We start from the raw sequence: 26,377 nt of genomic DNA, 5'->3' as shown, positions 1-26,377 counted from the left end.
CGCGGGGTTTGTTAGTATGGTCAAACAGTTGCTAAATCAAGTTGTACAGCAGGTCCGAAGAATTCGAAGTGTACTTTTTCTTCTGGTACGCCGATTGCATAAAGCTGTTGGATAACGAATTCCATGAAACCAGTAGGTCCACAGACATAGACATCGCTGCCTTCGATGACATTTTCCTGCAAGAATTCGCGTGTGAACATGCCGTCTCCCTCTTCTGAATAAAGGGCTTTGTAGCTGGAGTTCGGTAATTTTGCGTTCAACTGCTCTAATTTAGTAGCAAATGCTTGTTGGCTGCGTGTACGGGCAGAGTGCAAGAATGCGACTTCACGTTCAGGAGAGACGTCTGCAATTGTTTGATACATTGCTTTCATTGGTGTGATTCCTACACCGCCGCTGATCAATGTTACAGGTGTTGTCTTTGTCGGCTCTAGATAGAAGTCTCCTGCAGGTACGCTTACCTCGATGATATCGCCAACGGCTGCTTCGTTATGCAAGTAGCAAGAAACAACGCCATTCGGTTGCAGTGAATCTTCACGTTTGACGGAAATGCGGAATGTCTCATCATTGGATTTTTGCGACAAGCTATATTGACGATTAACGACATTTTTCACACCTGGGATTGAAGTGCGAATTGTAATATATTGTCCTGGCAAGTAGTACGGTAACTTTTTGCCGTCAACTGGTTTTAAATAAAAGGAAGTGATAACATCACTTTCTTCTACTTTATCGACAATCTCGAAATCCTTGAATTCTCTCCAGCCGCCATCGGCAGATTCGTTGTCATCATACATTTTTGCTTCCAATCCGATGAATGCATCTGCAATCACTCCGTAAGCTGCTGCCCATGCGTCGATGATTTCAGGAGTTGCTGCATCACCTAGTACTTCTTTGATTGCACCTAATAAATACTCCCCTACAATTGGATAATGCTCAGGCAAGATCCCTAAAGATACATGCTTGTGTGCGATTTGCACGACTGCTGGAAGAATTGCTCCTAGGTCGTCAATGTGTTGAGCTGCTGCGTACACTGTATTAGCGAGTGCCGTTTGCTGACGTCCCTGTGATTGGTTTGCATGATTGAAAATGTCGAGTAACTCTGGGTGTGCTTCAAACATATTTCTGTAGAAAACTGTTGTAATCGTTTTACCGTGTTGCTCCAGTACTGGTACTGTTGATTTAATAATATCGATTGTTTTTTGATCTAACATGGTAATGCACAACCTTTCCGTATTTGATAAACCCATCATAAAACACTTTTTTCTTAAAAGCTATATATAAAATACAGGTTTAAATAGAATACAAAAAATGGACACAGTTCATTCAATAAACCGCCATACACTAAAAAAGCTATCTTTTTATGATAGCCGGTTCTGACAAGTTTAAACCCTAAATGGATCAACGTTGTTATTCATCTGACTCGCGGCGGTAAATAAGGAATTTTTGAATGAAAATGCTATAATGGAAAAAGAACAGAAAGTGGTGATATTATGCGTTTAACTATGTACACTGATTATTCGCTGCGTGTTCTGATTTTTCTAGCGTCCAAGCAACATGATGAACTTTCCACTGTGCAGGAAATATCGGATGCTTATCAAATCTCTAAAAATCACCTCACAAAAATTGTCCATGAATTAGGAAAGCTGCAGCTGATTGAAACGATTCGTGGTCGCGGAGGAGGAATTCGCCTTTGTACAGACCCTAATGATATCAATGTCGGAGAACTTGTCCGTAAAACCGAGGATGATTTTCATTTGGTTGAATGCTTTGATCCAAATAAAAATATGTGTGTTCTATCATCGGCCTGTCATCTGAAAGGTGTATTGTATGAAGCATTACAAGCCTATTTTGCTGTGCTGGACCGTTATACAATAGCAGACTTCGTTCATAATAAAGATGAAATTCATGCTTTATTATTTCCCACTACTCAAACTTAAATAGTGTGGTAAAATAAAGTTAGTAAACAGAGTGAATTAGGAGGATTTAACAATGTCAAAAGTGTTAGTCATCGGGCATAAAAACCCAGATACAGATTCAATAGCATCTGCTATTTCATATGCGTACTTGAAGCAGCAATTGGGAGTAGATGCAGAAGCAGTGCGTTTAGGAAATATTTCAAAAGAAACTGCGTATGCTCTTGAAACATTTGGTTTTGAAGCCCCTCGTTTAATCGAAAAGGCATCGCCTGAAGTATCGCAAGTTATCTTGGTCGATCATAATGAAAAGCAGCAGAGTGTAGACGATTTGGACGAAGTACAAGTGTTGGAAGTCATTGACCATCACCGAATCGCAAACTTCCAGACAAATGATCCGCTATATTATCGGGCTGAGCCGGTTGGTTGTACGGCAACAATTTTGAACAAATTATTCAAGGAACATGGAGTCAAGATACCGAAAGAAATCGCAGGACTCATGCTATCGGCAATTGTTTCTGATTCATTGTTATTCAAATCACCAACTTTTACAGAGCAAGATCAGGCAGCGGCTAATGAATTGGCTGCCATTGCCGAGATCAATGCTGCTGAGTATGGTCTAGCCATGCTAAAAGCCGGTGCAGATTTGAGTGCGACGCCTATTCAAGAATTAGTTAGCTTGGATGCAAAAGAATTTTCATTCGGCGATATCAAAATGGAGATTGCTCAAGTGAATGCAGTCGACCTTCAAGATATTCTTGGGCGTCAAGCAGAGTTGGAAAAATTGCTTCTTCAAGTGATTGAGCAAAAGAACTTGGATTTATTCTTGTTTGTCGTAACGGATATCATTAACAGTGATTCTGTCATCATTGCATTAGGTAAAGAAGCAGAACGTGCAGGCTCCGCGTTTAATGTATCGTTCGATAATAACTCCGCATTGCTAAAAGGCATCGTGTCACGCAAAAAACAGATTGTACCAGTATTAACTGAAGCGTTATCCTAATGAAAAGACTGTCTAGAAATCGGAAATTCATCCGGTTTCCATGACAGTCTTTTTTAACTTAAATCAAGAGGCTGAGTGGCAGGACCTTCGAGTACTGAACCATCTGCACGGAAACGAGAGCCGTGACAAGGGCAATCCCATGTTTGGTCGCCTTTATTCCAGCGAGTACGGCAACCCATATGTGTGCAAATAGGCGAGTCCGTGCGTGCGATATGACCGCCTGCAAATTCCTTCACTGTGCGCCCTGTCAATAAAAGAGCCCTGCTGAATAATGCGCCAAAATCTGTGCGTCGAGGAGAGTATAGTTCGCTGGCAGGATTGTGTCGCCCGACAATTGCGTCCGAGATGATTTGAGCGCTGGCCATGGAGTTGGAGAGCCCCCATTTTCGATAGCCAGTACTAATAAAGACATCAGGCGATGCATCTGAAATAGCTCCGGCGTAGGGCACTAGATCTGGCGTAGACGGATCTTGCGCAGACCATTTGTAAATGATGTCCGAATGTTGCAAGTTCGTTTTTAGGTCCTCTGTAATGCGGTCATAATGGATCTGCGTTTCTTTTTCTGCCCCAGCATGATGAGATTCTGCGGCCAGTAATAAATACGATTGACCGTCAATGGTTGTTGTGCGTATTGAGCGTTTCGGATTATCAACGGCGATATATTGATGGGCGAAAGGGGTGGTTGTTTTTGCCGCTGCTATATAAGAACGATCGACGTCTAATTTGAGAATTTGCATACCTTCAAGTGCCTCAATCGGATAATGCGAACAGATGATCAGCTGACGGTAACGAATTTCTGTGGAAGAAGAAAGCTTAACGAAATGGCGGTCTGTATCGAGTGCCGCAACTTGTGCATGTTCAAATAATCGAGCACCAGCCTTGGTTGCAAGCTGTGCTAACTTTTGTCCAAAACGAACTGGATGTATTTGAGCTTCGTTCTCGATGATTAATGTGTTTGTAGTCTGAAAAGGTAAATCGGTTGTCTTGCCAGCTAATGTGAACGGAATTCCTATTTCCTCATAGGCTTTTTTCTCTCTCATTAATTGTTCTGTACCTTTTGCAGTTTGTGAGTAAAGTGCGGAATGTGCAGTTTGCAGTTCATTTGCATCTGCAATGGAACGAGCGAATTGCAGAGCACTTTCGTTCGCATTGAAATAAAGCTTTGCGCTTTCCAAGTCAAATTGCTCAATCAAATCGGCATATACCAAGTCATGTTGCGCAGTTAGTTTACCAGTTGAGTTCCCGGTCGCTCCGTGTAAAATGCTGTTTTTCTCCAATAAAATGACATCTTTACCTTGTGACGCTAAGAAATAGGCATTTGCAATCCCACTTAAACCTCCGCCGATGATCAAAACCTCGCATGATAGATTATCCTCTACCACAGGATATTCTTCGTTTGGATATGCGGTTGCCAGCCATAGTGACTCATTCATTTTTACACCCGTCCTTTTATATTCAAATAGTTCAAGCATTTATATTGTACCCAAATTTTATTGAATCTAAAATTGATAGTAGAAAGGTGGCGGAATAAATGAAAATTGAAGTATGGTCCGATTATGTTTGTCCGTTTTGCTATATCGGAAAGAGACGTTTGGAGCAGGCACTGAAGCAAGCAGGGCTAGAGGAGAAAGCAGAGGTGCAGTACAAGGCCTATCAGCTGGATCCGAATACACCTGTAGCATCTGACCAATCGCAACTTGAAGGGTTGGCAAACAAGTATAACATCAGCAGGACTGAAGCAGAAAATATGATGAAAAATGTTGAAGAGCAAGCAAAAACGGTGGGGCTTCATTATCAAGTGGAAAAAATGAAGACTTCCAATACGCAGGATGCACATCGTCTAGCGAAATTTGCTGGACAGCATGGGGCGGAAGAGCAAGTGACCGAGCGTTTGTTGCATGGTCACTTTGTGGAAGGTGAACGTATCGACACAGAGGAAGTACTCGTATCGATCGCACAAGAAGCGGGTCTCGATGCAGAGCTGACGAAAGCAATGCTCCACAGTAATGATTTTGCAGATGAAGTGCAAGCTGATATCGAAGAAGCACGTCAGATTGGCGTACAGGGTGTACCGTTCTTTGTCATCAATCGGAAGTATGCAATTTCCGGTGCTCAGCCGATCGAAGCATTTGTGGAGGCGCTCGAAAAGATTGCAGAAGAGGAAGGAATCAAACCAACTCTGCAGATGCTAGGAAAAGATAGCGGGGGCCAGTGTGATGATGACTCGTGTGATGTGTAAATAAGGATAGAAAAGCAGCAGTCGGAATGCTCGTATGGCATTTCGGCTGTTACTTCTTTAAATGTACGAGATTATTGAGTTACCTTACCAGATGAGATGATCTGGAGATATTTCACATTGTTATTATCGAGATTTCCATTTTAAGTGAAGCAAAAGTTATACGAATACAGCTGGTCAAGTTTTCGTCGAGTAAGTGCGGCAGGGGGGTATCCGTGAGGATTTGCGCTCTAGACGGTACGCTTTCCCGGAGTCGACCGTCTTCCGCTTCAATCCCTAAATTGCGTAGACTGGGCAATTTGATCTTCGTTTAAATTCAGTAAAAAGCAAATGCTTCTGACTGAGCACTGGTATTCATCTGTTCAGGCATTTTCATTTTTTCTTTACGGCAATGGTCAGCTGAATATCAATTGTATCGCCGACCATGACACCGCCTGCTTCGATAGCCCTATTCCATGTCAGGCCAAATTCTTTCCTCTTAATCTTGCCTTCAGCTAGATAGCGGGCATCAAATGTTTCAGGCGCTAAAGGTGTAACACAAAACAATAGCTTTTTCGTAGTCTGTTTAATGGTCAAATCTCCAGTCATTCTATACATATTATCCTTCTCTAGATAAATAGATCGAGAGAGAAACGACATATATGGAAAGGATTGTGCGTCAAAAAAGTCTTGTGAGCATAAATGCACATCGCGCTCCTTATTGTCTGTCTGAATAGAACGAACAGCCACTTCAAACTGGACAGAACTCTTCGCCAAATCCAGTGCATTTCCTTCGATTTCCCCTGAAAACTCTTCAAACTTGCCCTTCACGCTCGATACCATCATATGGGGAACGGAAAATTCGACAGTGGATGCTGTGGAATCAACTTTCCATTTATTCACTTTCTCTCCTCCTTGTGGGTCTTTAGTTATGTAAACTGTAAAGGAAAAGCCTATAAAAGTCAAAATGAAAAACCTTGTCAAAAAGACCGATTGGAAGCATACTAATAGAGTGATAAGAATGTTTCCTTGTTTGGAGACAGGTAAAGTGAAAGGACTGGATGTGAATGTCAAAACATCGCTGGTTTGAAGACCTTCAAATGAAAATAAAGAACGGTTGGGTATTGCTTGATGAACCGCTAAACAAATACACGAAAACGCGTCTAGGTGGAAAAGCAGATGTTGTCGTAGCACCTGGAACTATAGAAGAAGTGCAAGCAGTTGTAACCTACGCATATGAACGAAACATTCCGATTTTATTATTGGGTAACGGATCGAATATGGTTGTACGGGATGGCGGTGTTCGTGGGATTGTCCTGTACATGGCCAATCTTAATGAAATTCAGATTAAGGAAAGTACGCTAATTGCGGAAGCGGGGGCACATATCATCGATGCATCCAAGGCAGCGGCAAAAGCTTGCTTGACTGGTTTGGAGTTTGCTTGTGGGATTCCAGGATCGATCGGCGGAGCAATGGCAATGAATGCCGGGGCATACGGCGGTGAGATCAAGGATATTATTACACAAGCTACATTGATGGATGATACGGGGAAGATCTTCATTCTATCCAAAGAAGAGCTGGAACTTGGTTATCGAAAAAGCATTATTACAACGAAAGGCTACTATGTACTATCTGCTGAATTCCAATTGACGCCTGGCGTACAATGTGATATCGATGCGGCTGTGGCAGACCTTACGTTTCAGCGCGAATCTAAGCAGCCTCTTGAATATCCTTCGGCGGGCAGTGTTTTCAAGCGACCGCCAGGCTATTTTGCAGGAAAATTGATTCAAGATAGTGGGCTGCAAGGCAAAGGATTTGGCGGAGCAGAAGTTTCTACGAAACATGCCGGGTTTATCGTTAATAAAAAAGACGCAACTGCAACAGATTATATCCAGACGATTGAAATGGTGAGAGCAGAAGTCAAAAAGAAATTTGGAATCGATCTGGAGATGGAAGTAAAAATAGTAGGAGAAGAGCTCTCTGAATGATAAGAAGCAGCATCCCGAAAGTCGGGATGCTGCTTTTTTTTCAAAATGATATGCACAGATGTCAGTATTAATCATAGACTTTGCATTGAATCTTGCTCGTTTCCAGCACTTGGTCCTCTTCAATTTGAACTTGGCAAATTTTATTGTTTTGCATGAATTTAAAAATGCCGTTATTAAAATCTGTTCCAATTTCTTTGAAGAAGATACCTTCGTATTGTGCACGTTTGGAGAGTGTGAAATTAATGCGATAACCATCACCGTCTTGAACAAGGTAGGCACGCACGCCTTTTTCAAAAGACCCTTCCTCCTCATGTTTGATCGCCCGATCTACAGAGACTACATGGAAGTCAACGAATGGGATCTCTCTTAGCAGTACGTTCATGAAGGAACCTTTCGTAATTTCTTCCCAACGGCTTTGCGCTGTTTGCCCGATGATGATTTGTGTGATGCCGTATTGGTGTGCGACTTCTTTAATGACCTTGGCTGCGGGTCGCGTTTCATCGTCTCGGATAATGAACGCTTCCACGTCTAGCTCCTCAGCAAGTTCTTGCCAGCGTTCGATGTACTCCGATTTCTCCGCATCAAAGTCATCCAGTGGTGCAGGATCGACGGTTAAGATGTACAGCGGACAATCCATGATTGCTGCGATTTTATATCCTCTTTTAATGAGACGTTCACCATTTGGACCGTAGTACACACAAACGAGAATACTCTCGTCCATACGGCTTTTCATTTTGCCCATAATGACTCTTCACCTCTTCATATTCGATAAAATAATTAGTTTACCACTGTATACATCCTATCTATTTGGTTGCATACTTCAGCAACCATACAACATTTCAACTGCGCTTTCTATGCGAATTCCTGTAAAGTAGTGTATACTTTCGAGTAGACAATATACTCTTTGCTTAGAGTCCCATTATGCATAACGTATGGGGTTCAGTCAAGAGGAGTTGGGTGGTTAGTCGATGTTTACGTTAGAATTTTTTAGGAGGTGTAAGGTTGATTACCGTCTTGCTGGCAATTTTTATTCCATTTATCGCAGCATGTTTGGTGCCATTTGTACATAAATTTTTGACCGGTAGGAAAATCGGTTGGTTTGTAATCATTGTTCCCTTGCTTTTATTCGTACTTCTTCTTCGTTTAGTTCCCTCGCTTTCACATGGCGCAACTTATACATATACCCTTCCTTGGATACCTTCGGCGGATGTCTATTTTTCGACGTATTTAGATGGGCTGAGTATGATTTTTGCCTTGTTGATTACAGGAATCGGTAGTCTAGTCGTGTTCTATTCAATATTTTATCTTTCTGAACGAGAAGCGATTGGCCGCTTTTATACATATTTACTACTGTTCATGGGCGCGATGCTCGGGGTAGTTTTGTCTGATAATCTGATCGTTCTGTATGTTTTTTGGGAATTAACAAGTATTTCCTCTTTCTTGCTGATTGCATTCTGGTTCCACCGCAAGCAATCAAGATATGGCGCTAAAAAGTCGATGTTGATCACCGTGACTGGCGGTATTTTTATGCTGGCAGGGTTTTTGATGCTATACACGATGACCGGAACATTCAGTTTACGTGAATTGATCGGAATGCGCGATATCATCGCTGCAGATTCTCTTTTCATTCCTGCCATGCTGCTCGTATTGCTGGGTGCGTTTACAAAATCCGCACAGTTTCCTTTCCATATTTGGCTGCCTGACGCCATGGAGGCACCAACTCCGGTCAGTGCGTATTTGCATTCTGCCACGATGGTGAAAGCCGGTATTTATCTCGTTGCTCGCTTTACACCTGTATTTGCGGGTCATGCGGTGTGGTTCTATATCGTTTCATGTGTGGGTCTGTTGACAATGCTTTGGGGGTCTGTCAATGCTGTGAAACAGACCGATTTGAAGGCATTATTGGCCTTTTCAACGGTGAGTCAGCTCGGTATGATCATGAGCCTGCTCGGCGTTGGCTCACTTGCATTTGCTTCTTCAGAAAGCTCGCACGTGGCGCTATTTACAGCGGCTACATTTGCTGCATTATTTCATTTGGTCAATCACTCGACCTTTAAGGGATCGCTGTTCATGGTTGTCGGAATTTTAGACCATCAGCTTGGGACGCGTAATATTAGACGGTTGGGTGGTTTGGCGACAATTATGCCGATCACGTTTACGATTGCGTTGATCGGGAGTTTTTCCATGGCAGGATTGCCTCCTTTCAATGGTTTCTTAAGTAAAGAGCTGTTTTTTGAGGCCATGCTGTCACTGAAAAATGCCAACTTATTGACGATGGATTCACTTGCTCTGCTCTTTCCCATCGTTGCATGGGTCGGCAGTGTCTTTACGTTCATCTATTGCATGGTTATTGTGTTTCAGTCCTTTTTGGGAAAGGTGCCAGAACCGTTCCCCGGCCAGCGCCCTGCTCATGAAGCGCCCATCCAAATGTTGGTGGCGCCAATTGTGCTAGGCAGTTTGGTACTTTTGATTTTCTTCTTTCCGAATATTTTGGGGACGTATATTTTGGGACCTGCCATGCTTGCGGTGTATCCGCATCTTGGGAATATGGAAGGCTTGGTTCCTGAGATCCATGTTTGGCATGGATGGAAGGCTCCGGTCTTTATGACGCTTGGTGTAATCATAGTGGGAACCTTGCTCTATCGTTATTTACGTTACTGGAAAGGCGTCTATCGATTAGGAGTTCTGCAATGGACGTTGGATCGTTTCTATAATGGGACACTCTTACGGATGGAACGAGTGGCGACACGTGTTACGAGAGGCTATATGACGGGTTCAGTGCGTGATTATGTCGCATATATCATGCTGATTTTCATTGCGTTTATCGGAATCGGATTAGCTGGTTTCCAGCAATTTGTCTTTGATTTTTCAAACGATGCACCTATAGAAGTGAATGAAGGCGTCATCGTTTTTGTGATGATGTGTTCGAGCGTGGCGGTTTTGTTTGCGCGCTCCCGAATTACAGCCATAATTCTAAACGGTGTGCTTGGGTATTCCATAGCGATTTTATTTGTCGTATTCCGCGCACCTGATTTGGCTTTGACACAAATTATTGTGGAGACAGTTACGACTGTGTTGTTCTTACTGTGCTTTTACTTTTTACCTGAGTGGAGAGCGGAACATAGAGCGGTATCCATGAGATGGCGCAATTGGCTGATTGCAGCGGCTTCGGGAGTCATTGTCACTGTAGTGGCTTTGTTGGTCCAAGGTCATTCGTTGTATCCAACTATCTCGATTTATTATGAAACAGCTTCGCGCATTGCGGGAGGGCTGAACGTAGTTAATACCATCCTCGGTGATTTCCGGGCGTTTGATACGATGCTGGAAGTGTTGGTGCTGTTTATCGCCGGACTTGGTGTGTTCTCGTTAGTGAAGCTGCGGCGCAAGAAGGGAGTGGATCGTCCTGAAGAAAAATGATGTGATCCTGCAGACCGTAACGAAAATTGTATTCTTCATTATTTTAACATTTGGCGTGGAGCTGTTTATATCTGGCCACAACAATCCAGGTGGCGGCTTCATCGGCGGTTTGGTGCTCTCTTCTGCGTTCGTCTTGCTTTATCTTGTATATGATATTGAGACGGTTCACCGAGGCACGCCATTCGATTTTAAGCGGGTGGCTGCGTTAGGTGTTTTATTGGCAGTAGGGACAGGCGTTTTATCTTTATTGTTTGGTGTTCCTTTTTTATCGCAGTCGACAAGAGAATTCGATCTACCGGTTTTCGGAGAGACGGAACTTGGAACTATGACGATTTTCGAAGCGGGCGTCGCACTGACGGTACTTGGAGTGGTAGTAACGATTATTTTGGGAATCAGTGAGGATGTGGAGTAATGGAAACATTAATTACCCTTCTGGTTGGTGTGTTGGTGATGGTCGGTGTTTATTTGCTTCTATCGAAAGAAATGTTGCGAGTTATTTTAGGTACGGCGATTCTTTCTCATGCCATTCATTTATTATTACTAACGATGGGCGGTTTGAAGAAAGGGGATGTGCCGTTGCTTCATGAAACAGCAGCAGAATATACGGATGCTTTGCCGCAAGCTTTGATTTTAACGGCGATTGTCATTAGCTTCGCTGTGACGGCATTTTTATTAGTGCTGGCATACCGCGTCTATCAGGAATCTGGTCGAGGACCTGAATTGCGAGGGCATCAAGATGAATAATTTACTAGTGTTGCCTATGATTCTGCCTGTATTGATGGGTGTAATCCTAGTGCTTTTCAGGCCGTATATTAGGGTTCAGCGTGTGCTGAGCCTATTGACGATGGTGCTGTCAGCCGGTGTTGCGGCTTATTGTTTGGAATATATCCGCCGTACAGGTATTATGCGATTGGATTTTGGGGATTGGTTACCGCCACATGGCATATTATTTGTAGGTGATTCATTTGCGATGTTACTTGTTTTGGCAGCTTGTGTTGTATCGAGCATAATATTGCTCTATGCATTCGTGACGACAGGTATAGAAACGGAAAAGATGTTTTTTTATCCATTCTTTCTATTTTTAGTGGCGGGTGTTAACGGATCTTTTCTGACGGGTGATTTGTTTAATCTATTTGTCTGTTTTGAAGTCATGCTGCTGGCATCATATGTTCTTCTTACCTTAGGCGGACGCAAGATGCAACTGAAGGAAGGTATTACTTATGTGCTGATCAATGTGCTGGCATCTTGGTTCTTCTTGCTGGGCATTGCATATCTGTATGGCACGGTCGGCACTTTGAATATGGCGCATATCGCGGTTCGTGTCGCGGAAGCTGGTCAAGGACCATTGCTTACTTTGATCAGTATCGTGTTCTTAATAGTATTCAGTTTGAAAGCTGGACTGCTCCTATACTTCTGGCTCCCCGGGTCGTATGCTGCACCTCCTACAGCAGTCGCTGCATTGTTTGGTGCTCTGCTTACGAAGGTTGGGATTTATGCGTTATATCGGATGTTTACGCTTATTTTCATTCACGATCCATTAGTCTTTAAAATGATCGGCGTATTAGCGGTTGTCACGATGATCGGTGGTTGTTTGGGTGCCATTGCCTACGGGGATATTCGACAAATTGTTTCCTATAATGTCATCATTTCAGTTGGCTTTGTATTAACAGGACTTGCAATTTCGACGACTACGGCATTTCAGGGTGCCAGTTATTATTTGGTTCACGATATGGCTAGTAAAGCATTGTTATTTTTACTGGCGGGTACCGTGGTACATTTGACCGGTCGCTCAAAGTTCGATGAAATTAGCGGGTTGATCCGGAATTATCCGCTGGTGGGCTGGCTATTTTTCCTGACGATGTTAGCAGTTGCAGGAATTCCGCCGTTAAGTGGTTTTATTGGAAAGGTGTATATCGGTTTAGGGGCGATTGAAACAGGTTCCTATCTGTTGTTGGCAGTCGCGTTCATATCCGGTATTGGAGTTCTGTATTCTTTGCTTCGCATTTTCCTAAATAGCTTTTGGGGAGAAACGACGATCAGTGAAGATGACCAAGTGTCGTTTAAGAAGGCGCTCGGACTGCCGCTTGTGTTGCTTGCAATGTTAGTGGTTGGTATGGGAATCGGAGCGGAATTGCTTTCACCATATATTCAAGATGCAGCTAATACATTGGCGAATCCAGAACAATATATTCGGGCAGTTCTCGATAATGATTTGAAGTAGAGAGGGGGAGAGCGGCATGCCAGTCCAGCTATTGCTGAATTTATTCATCGCATTTTTATGGATGACTCTGATAGATGAAGATGAATTGAAATTCACAACGTTTTTTATGGGGTTTTTAGTCGGAATCGGCATCATCTTTTTTATGAGCCGTTTTTTCGGCATGCATTTTTATTTACGCAGAGTGTACGCAGCTTGTAAGCTCCTGCTCATCTTCATTCGGGAATTGACTCAGTCCAGTGTGGTTGTCATTTCTCAGATTTTGCGACCAACATTGCGGATTAGACCGGGGATTTTTAAGTATGAAACGATTTTGACGAGTAATGTAGAAGTAACGATGCTGTCGATGTTGCTCACGCTGACGCCAGGTTCCGTCGTAATGGAGGTTTCACACTCTGGAAATGAATTGTACATTCACGCGATGGACGTAGAAGAATCTCGAGAAGGTCTCATCAAGCAATTGAAGAACTTTGAGAAGGCGATTATGGAGGTGACACGATGATTACAGGCATGCTGACAATATCTGTCACTTTATTCGCGCTGACTATTTTAGTGGCGGTCATTCGGATTATTTTAGGTCCGTCGTTGCCGGACCGGGTCGTGGCACTAGATGTGATTGGCGTGAACTTGATTGCGACGATTGCTGTCGTGTCAGTCATGATGAATACGAAAGCATTCTTGGAAGCTATTTTGATTCTCGGTATTCTTTCGTTCATCGGGACGATCGCATTTTCTAAATTCATTGAGAGGGGGAAAATCGTTGAGCGTAAGCGAGATGGGTGAATTTGCAGGTGCATTGTTGATTTTGACCGGAGCTGTCGCGAGTATCCTCAGTGTTTTTGGCTTGATCCGGCTGCCGGATGTCTATACCCGATCACATGCCGCGACCAAGAGCTCAACACTCGCAGTGCTTTTGACTCTGTCGGGTGCTTTTGTATACTTCCTTGCCGCTGAAAATTTCATTAGTGTGCGGTTATTGCTGGGGATAGCTTTTGTTTTTTTGACAGCACCAGTCGCTGGACATGTGATCATTCGGGCGGCATATCGTTCCAAAGTTAAATTGGCAGACATATCAACTGAAGATGAACTGTATGAGAAGATCCATGGAGTGAATGAGGATAAAACCAATGGATAGGATGATCAAACTCCTATCTGAGTAAATTGATTTTACTTAGTATGTTCTATATAATGACCATAATCTACAGTCTATGGAATGGGGTGGAAATGTGGCGAATACAGATTCATGTGACGTGACGATCGTACACGAGGACGTTGTGCGGAAAATTCAAAACGAGCTTCCGGATGTAGGGGAAATGGTACAAATATTCAAAGCGTTAGCCGATGAAACGCGGCTGAGGATTGCATATTCCCTGACATTGGAATCTGAAATGTGTGTTTGTGATGTAGCAGCTGTTATTCAATCTTCGTCGGCTACAGCTTCCCATCACTTGCGGTATTTGCGTGAACATTCATTGGCGAAATCGGAAAGACGCGGAAAAATGGTATACTATGCTTTAGCAGATAAGCATGTTGCTGACTTGGTGAAGATTGCGTATGAACATGCAATTGAGGAACAACACACGATGTAATTGAACTGTGCAGTGAGATGCTTGCTAAAGAGCGAGCATGATGGAGGAATTTTGATGCGCTTACAAGAATGGACGATAGAGGAACAAGATTTACTAATTCAGTTTATGACAACGAACTCCTGGCCATATCATGATATTAGCGAGCCCGGGCGTGAGTTATTGGAAAAGTCGATAGAAGAAGGCGGCTATGCATCCGATGACGTGAAGACGTTCTGGATAGAGAATAATGAAGATGAAAAAGTGGGTATTGTCAAAGTCTATGATTTACAAGAAGATGTTCCGTTGTTTGACTTGCGAATTGCGGATCGTTTCAGAGGTTATGGATATGGTTCGCGTGCGCTGAAGAAGCTGACGCAGTACGTGTTCGAGCTGCCTGAACAGAAAAATCGTATAGTAGGGCATACCCGCCACGATAATGCGGCGATGCGTAAGGCCTTTGAGCGTGCGGGTTTCGTCAAAGAAGCTCATTTGCGGAAAGCTTGGTTTTTTCCTAAAGAGAATACCTATTATGACGCAGTGTCTTATGGGATGACCCGGGAAGATTATATAGCAGGCACAACGACCCCTGTGCATTGGGAAGATCGTGACTTTTACGAAAAAAGCATTCCGGATTTCAAAGAACAGTTCGAGTCATCACGCTTACTGATTCGGGCGCCAGAGTTGAATGACGCAATGGATGTATGGGGTGCTGTTTCACGTTCAATACCGACTTTGCGGCGCTGGACAAAATGGGCACAACACGATCTTACAATTGAGAGAACAGAGGAGCATGTTCGTCAAACGGTTGCTGAATTTATTAGCAGAAAGAACTTATGTTTCAACTTGTTTTTAAAAGATACAGGCGAATTTATCGGCTGTGCAGGATTACATCATATTGATTGGCGGATTCGTAAGTTTGAATTGGAGTACTGGCTGGATACGAAATTTGAGGGGCAAGGTTATATGACGGAAGCGGTCAAAGAAATTGTTGCTTTTGCCTTTGATGAATTGCAAGCAGAGCGGGTGGAATTTCATTGTGATGAGAAGCACAGTAAGGGACTCGCAGTAGCAATGCGTGCAGGTTTCGAACTGGAAGGAATTCTACGTAAAAATGCTCCCTCCGCGAATGGAAAAGACTTGCAAAATACATGTTTGTACGCAAGAATTACCTGAACGCAGAGCGAGCATTAATTGAGATTTACTATTCACTATACCGATCGTCTTCCGGTGAGTAACTGAAGAATGAAGATGATTCCTGCCACTACAAGAAGAAGGTGAATAAATCCGCCGCCGATCTTTGCAACTAATCCGATTACCCATAATGCTATTAAGACTACAATAACAAGCCATAGTAAACGAGCCATTTTACATCACCTCTTTTCTTTGTTGTGTAGTTAATTTACCCAACCCACTAATTCCTAAACTTCTAAGACGAATATCAATTGCGCCGAGGCATAGTTGTGTTCAGAAATTTATTGAGCTCACTCGAAAAGCTCCCTTAAAAATCTGTGACATCCGCTGGAGGCATGAAGTTAAAGTGTCTTTGCATTTAAACTAGGAGGCGATGTCTTGGCTACACCAAGTATGGAAGATTACATTGAACAAATTTATTTACAATTGGAGGCAAGGGGGGAAGCGCGTGTGTCAGATGTGGCAGAGGCGCTTTCCGTGCTTCCATCGTCTGTGACGAAAATGGCGCAGCGACTAGATCGGGAAGGGTATGTGCATTATGAACGGTATCGTGGTCTTGCCCTGACTGAGCGAGGATTGCGTTTTGGGAAAAAGCTTGTGCGTCGTCATGAACTACTCGAACAGTTCCTTCGAATCATCGGGGTGGAAGAAGAGAACATCTACGGGGATGTCGAAGGAATTGAACATCATCTCAGCTGGAATGCAATGGATCGCATCACGGATTTAGTGGAGACATTGGAACAAGATCCTGAGTTTATAAAAAAATTAAAAAGAAGAGCACTTTAGAAAGGACGGTCATTCATGACGCAATTACAATCAGGCACGCTTGCAAAACTTGAGATCCTTCGAAAGGAAGGATCTCGATGGGTGCTGGATGCAGACGGGGAAGAAATTTATTTGAATCTTTCGGAAGCACCGGACTTAGAGGAAGGCATGCAAGTAGAAGTTTTTCTCTATATCAACCGAAGAGGTGAATTAACGGCAACTGCACAGCTGCCGACTGTCACAGTCGATACATTTGGCTGGGCGAAAGTCATTCGACTTGAAAGAGAAGAAGGTGCCTACGTGGACATCGGTTCATCTTTTGAAGTACTAGTTAACCGTGCTGATTTTCCGCAGTTAAAGAAGCTATGGCCGCAACCAGGCGATCAATTATACATGACATTACGTACCGATCCGGGTGGAAATTTATTTGGTCGCTTAGTTACCGAGGAACGTGTGCAGGAGCATTTTACAATTGCTGATGAAGATTTATACAATCAGAATTTAAAAGCGAGAGCCTATCGACTACTGCCTGTGGGATCTTTCTTCTTAACGGAAGATTTGTACCGCATTTTCGTTCATGAAACAGAGCGTCAGCAAGAACCTCGATTAGGTGAAGAAGTGGACCTTCGAATCATCGGGGTACGCGATGACGGGACCTTGAATGGTTCATTATTGCCGAGGAAGCAGGATCGCCTGCAAACAGATAGCGAACAAATTATGTCCTACTTGGAAGAGGCAGGCGGCAAGATGCCATTTACCGATAAATCGTCTCCTGATGAGATTGATGAGATGTTCCAAATGAGTAAAGGTTCATTTAAACGCGCGCTTGGAAAATTGATGAAAGAAGGACGAGTCGTGCAACAGGACGGCTGGACTACATTGAAGTCTTAAGACAGACGCAACTTTTTGAATTGCCTCATCGTATCTATATGTATAGAACAAGGAGGAGAAATTGTATGAAAAAAGGATTGTCATTGTTATTATCAATCATATTAATGGTTGGCGTCATCATGCCGTCAGCTGTTTTTGCAGATGACGTGATCAATGAAAAATTAGGTGTGCCGATTGTCGTCTATGGTGCAAATTTATCCGAAAGCGAAAAGGCTAGCGTCAAAAAGGATTTGAATGTGGCGGGGGAAGCTGAAGTTGAGGAATTGACGGTAGACGGTAATGACTTAATTAAATATATACCAGGCGGCGACCGCAACGCGCGTATGTATTCTTCTGCGAAGATCACTAGGCAGGAAGAAGGCGAAGGTCTCGTCATTAATATCGTGACGCCAGATAACATCACACAAGTGACTGCCGACATGTATGCTACCGCAATGCTAACAGCAGGTATTGAGGACGCAGTCGTTGAAGTGGCGTCTCCGAAAAAAGTGTCAGGCCATTCCGCGCTTGTCGGTATTTATAAGGCGTACGAAGTGACCGGGGAAGTATTGGACACGGAACGTACGGATACAGCAAATGATGAATTGAATCTTGCGACAAAGCTGTCTGAAAAAGCAGGCGTTGATAAAGATGAAGTGGCTCAATTGCTGACCGATATTAAAAAGCAAATTGCCGAGCAAAAGCCTGCAACGAAAGAAGATGTCGAGAAAATTGTCAATGAACAGCTGAAGAAGCTTAATATCCAATTAAGTGATGCTGACCGTCAGTTATTGATTGATCTCATGGATCGAATTTCAAAGCTGGATATCGATTTTTCAAAGCTAAATGAACAGCTGACCGACATGGCGTCTAAAATCAAAGACAAACTGGGAGATATCGATCCGAGTTTCTGGGAGAAAGTAAAAGAGTTCTTCAGAAATATGGCAGATTCGCTCAAATCATTGTTTAGTTAAGTTACAATAGTGGTAGGTTAAAGAGTATGAGATGAAACTACAAAGGAGAGATTTGCATGACTGGAAATAAAGATATGAATTTGCCTGAAAAGTTGGATTTGGATCTTGTGGAATTAGGCGGACATAAATACGCTTATCAGCATAAAGACAATGGTAAAGTGACAGCTGAGATCGAATGGACAGAAGAAAACGGCATCATGACAATGACACATACCTTTGTAGATGATTCATTACGCGGTCAAGGTATCGCTAAAAAGCTACTCGACCAAGCAGCGGTAAATGCACGCGACAAAGGATTGAAGATGAAAGCGGTTTGTTCTTACGTAGTGAATGCATTTGACCGTAGTGAGGACTACAACGACGTGAAGGCTTAAGTTTTGCAATCGCTTGGAATGAAATTAACAGTGCGTAAAAAATGTTGCTATGTCATTTAACTTTTCAGTAGATGACCCACATCGCTTTTTTGAAACTTTTTCATTTCCCTAGCGTATAAATGGAAGGGGAGTAAACTTGAAGAAGAGGATGATGTGGAGATGATTAACAGAACGGCTGAAAGAGTGCTTTCTATTATAGCGGCTATTTTGACAACTATTGGGTTGGCAGGATCTGTGTTAGTGGGAGTATTTTTCAAAATGGGGTTTTCTCAACCAGAAGTACAAGAGGAAATTCGTCTAGGTATGGCTAGTGATGGAACGTTGACACCTTCTGAAGTCGATATGTTAATGGGGTTCGTTGAGTCATTTTCTGTATTCATTTGGATTCTGGTCATTGCAGCTTTCATCAGTCTCGTGCTGAACATTATAGGGATCGTAAAGATTTGGAACAATGCCAATCCGAAAGCGGCTGGAGTTTTATTTATCATAGCGGGATTATTTGGCGGTATCATTTCTCTGCCATCGATTCTACTCTATATTGCTGGAATCCTTTGTTTCACGAAAAAGGATCCACTGGTACCTGAGCTGTCACACGATGCATCTGAAGCCAGTCAGACGAATTGGATGAGCTGAGGAAACCTATAAAAAAACCCTTTTCTTTAAAGAAAAGGGTTTTTACATATAGACAGGCTGCCTAACCGGCAACGAATAGTGGATAGTCTCAACAGGAATCCCTTCAAATAGCTCAGGAAAAGACTCCACGTGAAGAAACCCGTTATCTACGTAGAAGTGTTGAAGTTCATTTGCACGTTCATCCACATATACATCGATTCGCTGTGCGGAATGTAATAAATCTAACGCAGCATTGAGTAATAATTCTTCATAGCCACTCTCGAGGTGTGATGGGAGTACATGAAGAGCTGTCACTTCACACTCTCCATCTTCATCGATCGGAGTATGGCTTAAGTATCCTACAGGAAGCCCTTGCAGGTCTGTTGCGATTAAGATAGTCGTCTTTTCTAGTTGTTTTCGTAACATTAACTCGGAATAGGAGCGGTTAATAAATTCCTCAAGGACTTCACTGGGAATATCATCTTGGAACGTATGTCGCCACGAAGTGAGGGCGATATATTGAACATCTCGAATATCTTCTAATGTCATTTGTCTGATCATAGTGGTCTCACTCCTGTCATTCTTTCCATATAGTATATCAAATTAGTCGTCTCAAAACTACGATGTCATGAAAATGAAATATACTATTCTGGCAACTTAGTTAGCGCACATGAGTTCCTTTCGAGTAGAAGTTTTAATATAATGAGATTGTAGCAGCCAAACATCGTGCAGTCGACATCGGGGTCTAGCATTCACGATTGAAAAGCTTGGCAACCACCAGTCGCAGAAATTTCAATGCTAAGTAACTAACTGTCCTGCGGTACGTTTGAAAATATGTTGCTCGGGTATATTAAGGATTAAGTAGACAAGCACTACAATTAATTAAGACGGAGGATGGTATACATGGCGGGTAAAAAATCGAATGGATTATTATTAGCAACCTTAGCAGCAGGTGCATATGCATATTTCAGTAAAAAAGAAAATCGTGACAAAGCAATGGAGACTGTTGGTACATTAAAGGAAAAAATGGATTCGTTCATGAATAACAACAAGCTGGTAGATCAGACCGATGAAAAGGTCGGACATTCCGATCCAGAAGACTTTGGTGACAACAATATGGTATCAGAAGGTGCGCAAACTAGTGTTCACTATTACAACCAGGAAGTTCAAGATCCAGACAAGAAATCCTCGGAAAAAGACGGCCTTTACAAGAAGAATAAAAACACCTCAGACAATGAGCCACTCTACAACAAAGACAAGTCCACGAATGAAGCAGCGAAAGAGACCAAATCTAATTAATCATATTCATGCTAAAAGCGTCCCTTTCGAAGGGGCGCTTTGATCTATATATATCAGTAAATCTAGAAACTGTAGATAAATTTGGAGAATAAGGTAAAATGATTTACATATAATATCTCGTCATGAACTATCTGAGATAGAGAGAATGAGTGGAGTGATACTCATGACTAACAAAAGAATAGTAGCCTCAAGTCTCGAATTAATCAATGCAGCGGAAAAAGAAAACAGCACCCAAGAAGCAAAAACATTCTTTCGCCTAGAAGAGGAATTGCTACAACAGATTTTTGCTCTAGAAAGAGATAAGGCCCGCGATACACTCAAAGAGATCCAACAAATCTTAGCGTTGTACACCCCTGGGTTTTCAATTAAAGTCATTCAATATCATTTCATCGTACTCTCAGCGATTGTAACTCGACAATTGCAAGTGAGGGCTATTTTAAATGAAGAAAATGCTTTTACATTCAGTGGCACTTGTATTGAATTAATAGAACAAAACCTGACGGTGGATAATGCGAAAGAAATTGGAGACGAGTTAATCGAATTCTTTTGCTATGTGCTGAAAGAAAAAGAAAAACCTTCGCTCTTACATGAAACAGTAAATGAGGTAATTCAGTACATCGACGAAAACGTAGAGAAACAACTTGTTGTTGAAGAGATCGCCAAACGATTTAGTGTAAGCACGAGCCATCTTTCTCGTATATTCCGTGAGTACACATCCGTCACATTAGTGGAATTTATTACGATTCGTAAGATAGAAGAAGTACAGTATTATTTACGCTTTACCGACCAAAAGATTGCTGAAATCGCAGAAAGATTTCATTTTTGCAATCAAAGTTATTTTACCCGTGTTTTTAAAAAGTACACGGGAGTAACGCCGCGGCGTTTCCGTAAAGATTTAGACGGAAATTACTTTCAATTTACAATAAAAAAAGATGATTCGCTGTAAATCTTACGCTGTTTGCTGTATAATTTTCTATAGTTTGAGATAGCGTAGGTGAAATCATTGAAAAAAAGAATAGGGCTCGTAAGTTTACTGGCTATTACTGCTGTGTTTTTGAGCGGTTGTTCTGGAGTAGAAAATAAAACAGGTCTTTTCTACAGCACATTTGTCCGGCCGATGGAGTGGCTGCTTCATTATCTTGGTGAAATGTTTGATGGGAATTACGGTATTGCGATTATCATTATAACCGTAGCAATCCGTTTGATTTTAATGCCGTTAATGCTGAAGAACTATAAATCTCAGCAAGATATGAAAGTTAAAATGGATGCATTACGACCTGAAATGGAAGATATCCAGAAGCGCATGAAAGAGTCCAAAGAGAAAAATGATAAAGAAGAGCAAATGAAGTTGCAGCAGGAAATGATGGGCTTATACTCTAAACACGGAGTGAACCCATTGAATATGGGTTGTCTGCCGCTTATTATTCAGATGCCGATCATCATGGGTTTATACTTTGCAATACTTTATGCACCACCTGAAGTGAAAAATCATGAGTTCTTATGGTTTAAACTTGGAGAACCGGATATCATTATGATGCTTGTTGCAGGTGCAGTGTATTTTGTACAAGCACGCGTATCGTTATGGACGATGCCGGAGCAGCAGCAGAAACAAATGAAGTTATTCATATACATGTCGCCCATCATGATTATGTTCATTTCTTATACTGTCATGGCGGCACTTCCGTTATATTGGGCAGTCGGTGGATTGCTTCTAATATTCCAGACGTATCTAGGACGTAAGTTTTATTATAAACATACCGATACTCCAGTCGCTGAAGAAAAATAAGGTACATGAAAAGCTGGCGTATACCAGCTTTTTTTGATGCCGAAAGTGGAAAGGGAGAGTCGTATGAAAGCGAAATGGATCATGGGTTTGGCGATTGCGGCTTCTGCTGCCGTCTCACTTTATTTTATTATCCGATTAAATTTAGAGTACGCTATCTTGTCCATGCTGATCATGTTTACATTAACCAATGCATCACGCGCGGTCATGTATAAAAACCAGGGATTAGCACGTGAGTCCAAATGGATGTTGTGGATGTCGATGTTCTTTGCGGCTGCCTCAATAGGAACTCTGATCTATATATGGATGTTATGACAGCTGCTAAACAAGAAATAAAACCGCATTCATCTCAATTCCTATAGGCGATGGAAGTCTTCTGCTGAATAAAAATAAGAGGAAAGGCGCTCTCAAGAAGTGACCTTTCCTCTTAGCTGTTTTCGACTATAAATCTTCCTTTGAAACGTAGAGTTAAGAAGAAAGCGGCAACAGAGCAGACCGCCATGCTTAAGAATGCCAGTCGAGGCGTATGATCATACAGATAACCTGCGGGAAATGTCAAAATTGCAACGCTGAGACTCATGGCAACTGCTGCATAAACACCTTGTGCAGAGGCGATTAAATTGTGAGGCAAGCTTTTTGATATATATTGAATGAACCCAAAATGCGCCAAGCCGAATGAAACAGAATGCAGTACTTGTGTAGCAACGAATACACTTGTCATAGGAAATAGGAAGATCAAGAACCATCGCACTGTGGAGCCGATAGCTGCAACCAAAAATATTGTAGAGGTTTTGGTTTCCGAAAACAGACGATCTGCTTGGCTAAAAAACAAAATTTCAAACAGAACAGCAATATTGAGGATCACCCCAATATAAAATCCGTTGATGCCTAAGTCATTCAGAAAAATGAATCCGTAATTATAGTAGGATGCGTGTGCTCCCTGCAATAAGATTGCGATGAATAGAACAATGAGAAAAGGTTTGTTTGCAAAAAGAATTTGTAATTGGCCTTTCTGTTCGTTCGAAGCAGAAGTTGGCGGCGCCTGCAAGACATCTGGTGCGTTTTGATAGAAGAACCATAGGGCTGCGCCTAATCCGATAATCATCATGTATAAGATGGTGTGTTCACCCCAAACAGCCGTCACAATACCTATTAGTAAAAGGGCGACGGTATAGCCAATCGAACCGAAAGAGCGGCTTTTTCCATAATGGATTTGCTCTGATTGCATGAGTAAAGAAGCTCCGCTTTCAACGCCGGGTAAAATGACCGGATAAACTGCACTAAATAAGACGGTCAGTCCAAACAGAATGAAAAATGGACTTTCAGGTAAGTAAGCTAGTGCAATCAGAAAAGAAAGCAGTGTAGTCCAACGTATTACGCGTAGAAGAGACATGTGTCGCATGGCATATGGAAATAGAAAAAAGGTCGAGAATGAGCGTGCAATCATGCCTGCTCCCATAATAATACTCGCTTGCGTAACGGAAAGCCCTTTCGTAGATGTTAGCCAGCCAGTCCAATAGGGCAAGAAAACACCCCATGTAAAGAAAAAAGCAAAGAAACTCATCGAGAGCCAGCGCTGATTATTCAATTTTATTACCTCGCAATTAGTCTCATGATAGATTTCTTTAAATGGTAGCATAGACAGACTAAAAAGAAAAATGATGATACACTATATAAAAAGAGTATAGGATGAATAGTAATTGATTTGTTTGATAGGCGACTCAGAGAAAGAAAGCAGGGTAAAGTAGGATGAAAAAAAGAGGAAGATTTTCCACTCAAAAACGTAAACGAACAACTAAATGGACGAATATGATAGTAGGGCTGATATTTATTCTCTTAATAGGGAGTGTTGTTTGGATCGGAGCGAATGGATGGAATGTAGAACGGGCGGTTAAGAGCTTGCAAGGGAATACTGAACAGCCTAGTGAGTTTGAGGAAATCGAGCCCAAACTAGATAACGATGCAACAACGGAAAGTGAAATAGAAAAAGCTAACGAACTTGAGGAAACGCCTCTTAGAGAGGTCAAAGAGGCGCCTAACGCAGTAGAAGACCCCAAAGAAGGAGAATCAAAGGATCAATCGGAACAGGCACAGAAGAAGCCTTCTAATCCAATAGGGTATATAGAAGGACAGGAATTGCCTGCTGAACCTAAATATATTAAGGGAGTTTTAATTGCCAGTAAGCAATATCCGTTACCGAAGGATTTCGCACCTGGTGAAAGTAAGGAAGCGAGAGCTGCTTTTGATGAAATGGCAGCCGCCGCCGCAACCTCAGGTATCAATTTACAGGCATTCAGTACATACCGTTCTTATGACTATCAAGTTACTTTGTATAATCGGTACGTAGAAAGGGATGGGCGGGAGGCAGCTGACCGCTATAGTGCACGACCGGGTTATTCCGAGCACCAGACAGGGTTGGCGTTCGATATCGGTGAAGTCAACCATGAAAAACATTGGGCATCCACTTCATTTGGCGATACGGAAGCCGCGAAATGGTTGGGTGCAAATGCTAATCAGTATGGCTTTATCCTTCGCTATCCTGAAGGAAAAGAAGAGATCACTGGATATATGCATGAATCTTGGCATTATCGGTATGTTGGCAAGGAAAAAGCGGAGCAAATATTTAAGCGGAATATAACACTGGAAGAGTATTTAGGAGTTCACTAATGAAATAGCCGGCAAAGGATGAACATATCCTTTGCCGGCTATTTTTCTCATAATATAGGGGATAGCAAACGTGAAACAGATTCCTTCACTTTGATGAATCGTGGTCGGTTATAGTAATCCTCAAATGTTAGCTCCGTACAGAGTTGGATGTCCTGCTCGAAGATTTCTGCCAGTTCATGTGATTTTTCGCGATCGTAGATGAAAGCATTCACTTCGAAATTCAGCCGGAAGCTGCGCACATCAATATTTGCCGTGCCGACGGTGGATACTTGATCATCCACGACGATCATTTTGGAATGAATGAAGCCATTTTCGTAAATATAGACTTTTGCTCCTGCCTTGAGTAAAATACCGATATTTGAGTATGTTGCCCAGTAAACAAACATGTGATCCGGTTTATTGGGGATCATAATTCGAACGTCCACGCCAGATAAACAAGCGATGCGCAATGCATCGAGTACACTTGTATCCGGAATGAAATAAGGTGTTTGGATGTAAATATACTCTTTAGCAAGGAATATCATTTTTAAGTAGCCATCTTTAATATCTTCCCATTGCGAATCTGGTCCGCTGGAAACGATTTGTACGCCGACTGTACCTTTGCGTGGTATTGCTGGGAAGAATCTCTCGTCATACTGAATATGAGTTTTGGCAGATGCTTGATTCCAATCTAAGATGAAGCGTGTCTGTAGTGGATGAACTGCACTGCCTTCCATCCGCAGATGTGTGTCACGCCAGTAACCGAATTTTTTACTCAGTCCTAAATATTCATCACCTACGTTAAATCCACCAATATAGCCGACACGACCGTCAATGATGACAAGCTTTCGGTGATTCCGATAGTTCAATCGGGGATTGATGAGCGGGAGAATGGCAGGAAAGAATGCAGCTACTTCGCCGCCGCTCTCTGTCAGCTCATGCAAATGATTCACGTGTAAGTCTCGTGAACCGATATCGTCAAACAGCATCCTAACTTTCACGCCTGCTTTAGCTTTACGTATTAAGACATCGACAATTCTTTGTCCAATCCCATCTAAACGGAAAATATAATATTGAATGTGAATATGATCTTTAGCATGTTCTAAGTCATCCAGCAGTGATTCAAACTTTTCATTGCCATCCGTAAAGATGTGCACATCGTTATCTTGCGTAAGAACAGAATGATTATTACGAAGATGGAGATAGATCATATCATGGTATTGCTCAGTGTCTGCCTTCAAAAATTCAAAGGATTCATCCTCTATCGCTTCAAGTTGATAATCGATGAGCCTTTCAATCCCAATCTTACTCCTGCCTTCCCAGCGGAATAAATGTTTTTCACGTAGTTGGCGGCCGAGTAGCAAATAAATGATGAATCCGACGATAGGCACGAAAAATAGGACGAGAAGCCAAGCCCATGTACTGGTTGGATCTCTGCGCTCTAAAAAGATCAAAGCAATTGCTAAAAATATGTTAATGATCAAAGTGCCTGTGATAATCAAACTAATCACTTGCGTCATATTCTTCCTCCCGTAGATTTATAT

Annotated in this window: 31 protein-coding genes; 23 read left to right on the top strand and 8 right to left on the bottom strand. The window is 42.3% G+C overall.

The window, feature by feature from the left end; translation table 11 throughout:
• Nucleotides 1–20: 20 nt before the first annotated feature.
• A complete protein-coding gene (gene hmpA / locus MKY93_RS18315) occupies nucleotides 21–1,244 on the bottom strand; it encodes an NO-inducible flavohemoprotein (protein ID WP_340760629.1) in 1,224 nt (407 codons plus the stop codon).
• Between the two features lie 243 nt (nucleotides 1,245–1,487).
• Here hmpA and MKY93_RS18310 point away from each other — a divergent pair, with 243 nt between their 5' ends.
• The gene (locus MKY93_RS18310) at nucleotides 1,488–1,934 is read left to right on the top strand and encodes an RrF2 family transcriptional regulator (RefSeq protein WP_078818278.1); all 447 of its coding nucleotides are present in this window, start codon (nucleotides 1,488–1,490) and stop codon (nucleotides 1,932–1,934) included.
• A 52-nt stretch (nucleotides 1,935–1,986) separates the two neighbouring features.
• Nucleotides 1,987–2,913: a manganese-dependent inorganic pyrophosphatase gene (locus tag MKY93_RS18305; protein WP_078818277.1), complete on the top strand. Its 927-nt coding sequence runs from the start codon at nucleotides 1,987–1,989 to the stop codon at nucleotides 2,911–2,913.
• A 53-nt stretch (nucleotides 2,914–2,966) separates the two neighbouring features.
• Here MKY93_RS18305 and MKY93_RS18300 read toward each other — a convergent pair whose 3' ends face one another.
• Nucleotides 2,967–4,346, bottom strand: a complete 1,380-nt coding sequence (locus tag MKY93_RS18300; protein WP_340760628.1) for an FAD-dependent oxidoreductase — start codon at nucleotides 4,344–4,346, stop codon at nucleotides 2,967–2,969.
• 98 nt (nucleotides 4,347–4,444) lie between these two features.
• Between MKY93_RS18300 and MKY93_RS18295 the strand changes: the two genes are divergently transcribed.
• Nucleotides 4,445–5,152 carry a DsbA family oxidoreductase gene (locus MKY93_RS18295; protein WP_221836242.1) on the top strand — a complete coding sequence of 236 codons (708 nt, stop codon included), beginning with the start codon at nucleotides 4,445–4,447 and terminating at the stop codon, nucleotides 5,150–5,152.
• A gap of 369 nt (nucleotides 5,153–5,521) precedes the next feature.
• Here the strand turns inward: MKY93_RS18295 and MKY93_RS18290 are convergent, their stop codons facing one another.
• Nucleotides 5,522–6,031: a YceI family protein gene (locus MKY93_RS18290; protein ID WP_340760627.1), complete on the bottom strand. Its 510-nt coding sequence runs from the start codon at nucleotides 6,029–6,031 to the stop codon at nucleotides 5,522–5,524.
• A 164-nt stretch (nucleotides 6,032–6,195) separates the two neighbouring features.
• Between MKY93_RS18290 and murB the strand changes: the two genes are divergently transcribed.
• Complete coding sequence (gene murB, locus MKY93_RS18285; RefSeq protein ID WP_340760626.1) at nucleotides 6,196–7,116, top strand: UDP-N-acetylmuramate dehydrogenase; 921 nt, start codon at nucleotides 6,196–6,198, stop codon at nucleotides 7,114–7,116.
• A gap of 67 nt (nucleotides 7,117–7,183) precedes the next feature.
• On the opposite strand, the gene MKY93_RS18280 is transcribed toward murB, so the two are convergent.
• Nucleotides 7,184–7,858, bottom strand: a complete 675-nt coding sequence (locus MKY93_RS18280) for a universal stress protein (protein WP_078818275.1) — start codon at nucleotides 7,856–7,858, stop codon at nucleotides 7,184–7,186.
• A 260-nt stretch (nucleotides 7,859–8,118) separates the two neighbouring features.
• Here MKY93_RS18280 and MKY93_RS18275 point away from each other — a divergent pair, with 260 nt between their 5' ends.
• From MKY93_RS18275 to MKY93_RS18235, 9 genes are all read left to right on the top strand, one after another.
• Complete coding sequence (locus MKY93_RS18275) at nucleotides 8,119–10,533, top strand: Na+/H+ antiporter subunit A (RefSeq protein WP_340760625.1); 2,415 nt, start codon at nucleotides 8,119–8,121, stop codon at nucleotides 10,531–10,533.
• Nucleotides 10,520–10,945 carry a Na(+)/H(+) antiporter subunit B gene (locus tag MKY93_RS18270; RefSeq protein WP_078818274.1) on the top strand — a complete coding sequence of 142 codons (426 nt, stop codon included), beginning with the start codon at nucleotides 10,520–10,522 and terminating at the stop codon, nucleotides 10,943–10,945. The genes MKY93_RS18275 and MKY93_RS18270 overlap by 14 nt, the downstream gene beginning before the upstream one ends.
• Nucleotides 10,945–11,277, top strand: coding sequence for a Na(+)/H(+) antiporter subunit C (locus tag MKY93_RS18265; RefSeq protein WP_009498902.1), 333 nt, complete (start codon nucleotides 10,945–10,947; stop codon nucleotides 11,275–11,277). Before MKY93_RS18270 ends, MKY93_RS18265 begins: the two co-directional genes overlap by 1 nt.
• Nucleotides 11,270–12,754, top strand: coding sequence for a Na+/H+ antiporter subunit D (locus MKY93_RS18260; protein WP_078818273.1), 1,485 nt, complete (start codon nucleotides 11,270–11,272; stop codon nucleotides 12,752–12,754). The genes MKY93_RS18265 and MKY93_RS18260 overlap by 8 nt, the downstream gene beginning before the upstream one ends.
• Before the next feature lie 16 nt (nucleotides 12,755–12,770).
• Nucleotides 12,771–13,253, top strand: coding sequence for a Na+/H+ antiporter subunit E (locus MKY93_RS18255; protein WP_340760624.1), 483 nt, complete (start codon nucleotides 12,771–12,773; stop codon nucleotides 13,251–13,253).
• The gene (locus tag MKY93_RS18250) at nucleotides 13,250–13,534 is read left to right on the top strand and encodes a Na(+)/H(+) antiporter subunit F1 (RefSeq protein ID WP_009498899.1); all 285 of its coding nucleotides are present in this window, start codon (nucleotides 13,250–13,252) and stop codon (nucleotides 13,532–13,534) included. The genes MKY93_RS18255 and MKY93_RS18250 overlap by 4 nt, the downstream gene beginning before the upstream one ends.
• The gene (locus MKY93_RS18245; RefSeq protein WP_040759905.1) at nucleotides 13,512–13,886 is read left to right on the top strand and encodes a Na+/H+ antiporter subunit G; all 375 of its coding nucleotides are present in this window, start codon (nucleotides 13,512–13,514) and stop codon (nucleotides 13,884–13,886) included. The genes MKY93_RS18250 and MKY93_RS18245 overlap by 23 nt, the downstream gene beginning before the upstream one ends.
• Before the next feature lie 73 nt (nucleotides 13,887–13,959).
• Nucleotides 13,960–14,340, top strand: coding sequence for an ArsR/SmtB family transcription factor (locus MKY93_RS18240; RefSeq protein ID WP_009498897.1), 381 nt, complete (start codon nucleotides 13,960–13,962; stop codon nucleotides 14,338–14,340).
• Nucleotides 14,341–14,394: 54 nt separating this feature from the next.
• Nucleotides 14,395–15,492, top strand: coding sequence for a GNAT family N-acetyltransferase (locus MKY93_RS18235; protein ID WP_340760623.1), 1,098 nt, complete (start codon nucleotides 14,395–14,397; stop codon nucleotides 15,490–15,492).
• 35 nt (nucleotides 15,493–15,527) lie between these two features.
• On the opposite strand, the gene MKY93_RS18230 is transcribed toward MKY93_RS18235, so the two are convergent.
• The gene (locus MKY93_RS18230) at nucleotides 15,528–15,683 is read right to left on the bottom strand and encodes a lmo0937 family membrane protein (protein WP_139366021.1); all 156 of its coding nucleotides are present in this window, start codon (nucleotides 15,681–15,683) and stop codon (nucleotides 15,528–15,530) included.
• Between the two features lie 205 nt (nucleotides 15,684–15,888).
• Between MKY93_RS18230 and mntR the strand changes: the two genes are divergently transcribed.
• The 5 genes from mntR (at nucleotide 15,889) to MKY93_RS18205 (ending at nucleotide 19,126) form a co-directional block, all read left to right on the top strand.
• The gene (mntR, locus tag MKY93_RS18225; protein ID WP_078818271.1) at nucleotides 15,889–16,296 is read left to right on the top strand and encodes a transcriptional regulator MntR; all 408 of its coding nucleotides are present in this window, start codon (nucleotides 15,889–15,891) and stop codon (nucleotides 16,294–16,296) included.
• A gap of 15 nt (nucleotides 16,297–16,311) precedes the next feature.
• Nucleotides 16,312–17,166 carry a CvfB family protein gene (locus MKY93_RS18220; RefSeq protein WP_078818270.1) on the top strand — a complete coding sequence of 285 codons (855 nt, stop codon included), beginning with the start codon at nucleotides 16,312–16,314 and terminating at the stop codon, nucleotides 17,164–17,166.
• Nucleotides 17,167–17,231: 65 nt separating this feature from the next.
• A complete protein-coding gene (locus MKY93_RS18215) occupies nucleotides 17,232–18,119 on the top strand; it encodes a DUF1002 domain-containing protein (protein WP_078818269.1) in 888 nt (295 codons plus the stop codon).
• 56 nt (nucleotides 18,120–18,175) lie between these two features.
• Nucleotides 18,176–18,493 carry a GNAT family N-acetyltransferase gene (locus MKY93_RS18210; protein ID WP_009498891.1) on the top strand — a complete coding sequence of 106 codons (318 nt, stop codon included), beginning with the start codon at nucleotides 18,176–18,178 and terminating at the stop codon, nucleotides 18,491–18,493.
• Between the two features lie 159 nt (nucleotides 18,494–18,652).
• Complete coding sequence (locus MKY93_RS18205; RefSeq protein WP_340760622.1) at nucleotides 18,653–19,126, top strand: DUF4064 domain-containing protein; 474 nt, start codon at nucleotides 18,653–18,655, stop codon at nucleotides 19,124–19,126.
• A 42-nt stretch (nucleotides 19,127–19,168) separates the two neighbouring features.
• Here MKY93_RS18205 and MKY93_RS18200 read toward each other — a convergent pair whose 3' ends face one another.
• The gene (locus MKY93_RS18200; protein ID WP_340760621.1) at nucleotides 19,169–19,666 is read right to left on the bottom strand and encodes a GNAT family N-acetyltransferase; all 498 of its coding nucleotides are present in this window, start codon (nucleotides 19,664–19,666) and stop codon (nucleotides 19,169–19,171) included.
• A 342-nt stretch (nucleotides 19,667–20,008) separates the two neighbouring features.
• Here MKY93_RS18200 and MKY93_RS18195 point away from each other — a divergent pair, with 342 nt between their 5' ends.
• From MKY93_RS18195 to MKY93_RS18180, 4 genes are all read left to right on the top strand, one after another.
• On the top strand, nucleotides 20,009–20,404 hold the full coding sequence (locus tag MKY93_RS18195) for a hypothetical protein (RefSeq protein ID WP_245799530.1): 396 nt from the start codon (nucleotides 20,009–20,011) through the stop codon (nucleotides 20,402–20,404).
• Nucleotides 20,405–20,567: 163 nt separating this feature from the next.
• Nucleotides 20,568–21,350: an AraC family transcriptional regulator gene (locus MKY93_RS18190; RefSeq protein WP_176132589.1), complete on the top strand. Its 783-nt coding sequence runs from the start codon at nucleotides 20,568–20,570 to the stop codon at nucleotides 21,348–21,350.
• A gap of 57 nt (nucleotides 21,351–21,407) precedes the next feature.
• Nucleotides 21,408–22,190: a membrane protein insertase YidC gene (gene yidC / locus MKY93_RS18185; RefSeq protein WP_078818263.1), complete on the top strand. Its 783-nt coding sequence runs from the start codon at nucleotides 21,408–21,410 to the stop codon at nucleotides 22,188–22,190.
• Nucleotides 22,191–22,253: 63 nt separating this feature from the next.
• Nucleotides 22,254–22,502, top strand: coding sequence for a hypothetical protein (locus MKY93_RS18180; protein WP_340760620.1), 249 nt, complete (start codon nucleotides 22,254–22,256; stop codon nucleotides 22,500–22,502).
• Nucleotides 22,503–22,614: 112 nt separating this feature from the next.
• On the opposite strand, the gene MKY93_RS18175 is transcribed toward MKY93_RS18180, so the two are convergent.
• On the bottom strand, nucleotides 22,615–23,775 hold the full coding sequence (locus MKY93_RS18175) for an MFS transporter (RefSeq protein ID WP_340760619.1): 1,161 nt from the start codon (nucleotides 23,773–23,775) through the stop codon (nucleotides 22,615–22,617).
• Nucleotides 23,776–23,936: 161 nt separating this feature from the next.
• Between MKY93_RS18175 and MKY93_RS18170 the strand changes: the two genes are divergently transcribed.
• Nucleotides 23,937–24,854, top strand: a complete 918-nt coding sequence (locus MKY93_RS18170) for a M15 family metallopeptidase (RefSeq protein ID WP_340760618.1) — start codon at nucleotides 23,937–23,939, stop codon at nucleotides 24,852–24,854.
• Between the two features lie 47 nt (nucleotides 24,855–24,901).
• Here MKY93_RS18170 and cls read toward each other — a convergent pair whose 3' ends face one another.
• The gene (cls, locus tag MKY93_RS18165; RefSeq protein ID WP_078818259.1) at nucleotides 24,902–26,353 is read right to left on the bottom strand and encodes a cardiolipin synthase; all 1,452 of its coding nucleotides are present in this window, start codon (nucleotides 26,351–26,353) and stop codon (nucleotides 24,902–24,904) included.
• Nucleotides 26,354–26,377: the final 24 nt, after the last annotated feature.

This window comes from Sporosarcina sp. FSL W7-1283, from assembly GCF_038003105.1.
GTDB lineage: Bacteria > Bacillota > Bacilli > Bacillales_A > Planococcaceae > Sporosarcina > Sporosarcina newyorkensis.
Note: the sequence above shows the minus strand (reverse complement) of the source record. Positions and strands in the feature narration are given on the sequence as shown.

Excerpts from the sequence above, each read along its gene's own strand:
- MKY93_RS18205 (WP_340760622.1), top strand. The coding sequence starts at position 18,653 with ATGATTAACAGAACGGCTGAAAGAGTGCTTTCTATTATAGCGGCTATT.
- MKY93_RS18180 (WP_340760620.1), top strand. The coding sequence starts at position 22,254 with ATGAAAGCGAAATGGATCATGGGTTTGGCGATTGCGGCTTCTGCTGCC.
- hmpA (WP_340760629.1), bottom strand. The coding sequence starts at position 1,244 with ATGGGTTTATCAAATACGGAAAGGTTGTGCATTACCATGTTAGATCAA.
- MKY93_RS18310 (WP_078818278.1), top strand. The coding sequence starts at position 1,488 with ATGCGTTTAACTATGTACACTGATTATTCGCTGCGTGTTCTGATTTTT.
- MKY93_RS18235 (WP_340760623.1), top strand. The coding sequence starts at position 14,395 with ATGCGCTTACAAGAATGGACGATAGAGGAACAAGATTTACTAATTCAG.
- MKY93_RS18195 (WP_245799530.1), top strand. The coding sequence starts at position 20,009 with ATGGCGGGTAAAAAATCGAATGGATTATTATTAGCAACCTTAGCAGCA.
- MKY93_RS18260 (WP_078818273.1), top strand. The coding sequence starts at position 11,270 with ATGAATAATTTACTAGTGTTGCCTATGATTCTGCCTGTATTGATGGGT.
- MKY93_RS18280 (WP_078818275.1), bottom strand. The coding sequence starts at position 7,858 with ATGGGCAAAATGAAAAGCCGTATGGACGAGAGTATTCTCGTTTGTGTG.
- murB (WP_340760626.1), top strand. The coding sequence starts at position 6,196 with ATGTCAAAACATCGCTGGTTTGAAGACCTTCAAATGAAAATAAAGAAC.
- MKY93_RS18305 (WP_078818277.1), top strand. The coding sequence starts at position 1,987 with ATGTCAAAAGTGTTAGTCATCGGGCATAAAAACCCAGATACAGATTCA.
- MKY93_RS18240 (WP_009498897.1), top strand. The coding sequence starts at position 13,960 with ATGGAATGGGGTGGAAATGTGGCGAATACAGATTCATGTGACGTGACG.
- MKY93_RS18190 (WP_176132589.1), top strand. The coding sequence starts at position 20,568 with ATGACTAACAAAAGAATAGTAGCCTCAAGTCTCGAATTAATCAATGCA.
- MKY93_RS18220 (WP_078818270.1), top strand. The coding sequence starts at position 16,312 with ATGACGCAATTACAATCAGGCACGCTTGCAAAACTTGAGATCCTTCGA.
- MKY93_RS18300 (WP_340760628.1), bottom strand. The coding sequence starts at position 4,346 with ATGAATGAGTCACTATGGCTGGCAACCGCATATCCAAACGAAGAATAT.
- MKY93_RS18215 (WP_078818269.1), top strand. The coding sequence starts at position 17,232 with ATGAAAAAAGGATTGTCATTGTTATTATCAATCATATTAATGGTTGGC.
- MKY93_RS18295 (WP_221836242.1), top strand. The coding sequence starts at position 4,445 with ATGAAAATTGAAGTATGGTCCGATTATGTTTGTCCGTTTTGCTATATC.
- cls (WP_078818259.1), bottom strand. The coding sequence starts at position 26,353 with ATGACGCAAGTGATTAGTTTGATTATCACAGGCACTTTGATCATTAAC.
- MKY93_RS18210 (WP_009498891.1), top strand. The coding sequence starts at position 18,176 with ATGACTGGAAATAAAGATATGAATTTGCCTGAAAAGTTGGATTTGGAT.
- MKY93_RS18250 (WP_009498899.1), top strand. The coding sequence starts at position 13,250 with ATGATTACAGGCATGCTGACAATATCTGTCACTTTATTCGCGCTGACT.
- MKY93_RS18200 (WP_340760621.1), bottom strand. The coding sequence starts at position 19,666 with ATGATCAGACAAATGACATTAGAAGATATTCGAGATGTTCAATATATC.
- MKY93_RS18230 (WP_139366021.1), bottom strand. The coding sequence starts at position 15,683 with ATGGCTCGTTTACTATGGCTTGTTATTGTAGTCTTAATAGCATTATGG.
- MKY93_RS18255 (WP_340760624.1), top strand. The coding sequence starts at position 12,771 with ATGCCAGTCCAGCTATTGCTGAATTTATTCATCGCATTTTTATGGATG.
- MKY93_RS18170 (WP_340760618.1), top strand. The coding sequence starts at position 23,937 with ATGAAAAAAAGAGGAAGATTTTCCACTCAAAAACGTAAACGAACAACT.
- MKY93_RS18265 (WP_009498902.1), top strand. The coding sequence starts at position 10,945 with ATGGAAACATTAATTACCCTTCTGGTTGGTGTGTTGGTGATGGTCGGT.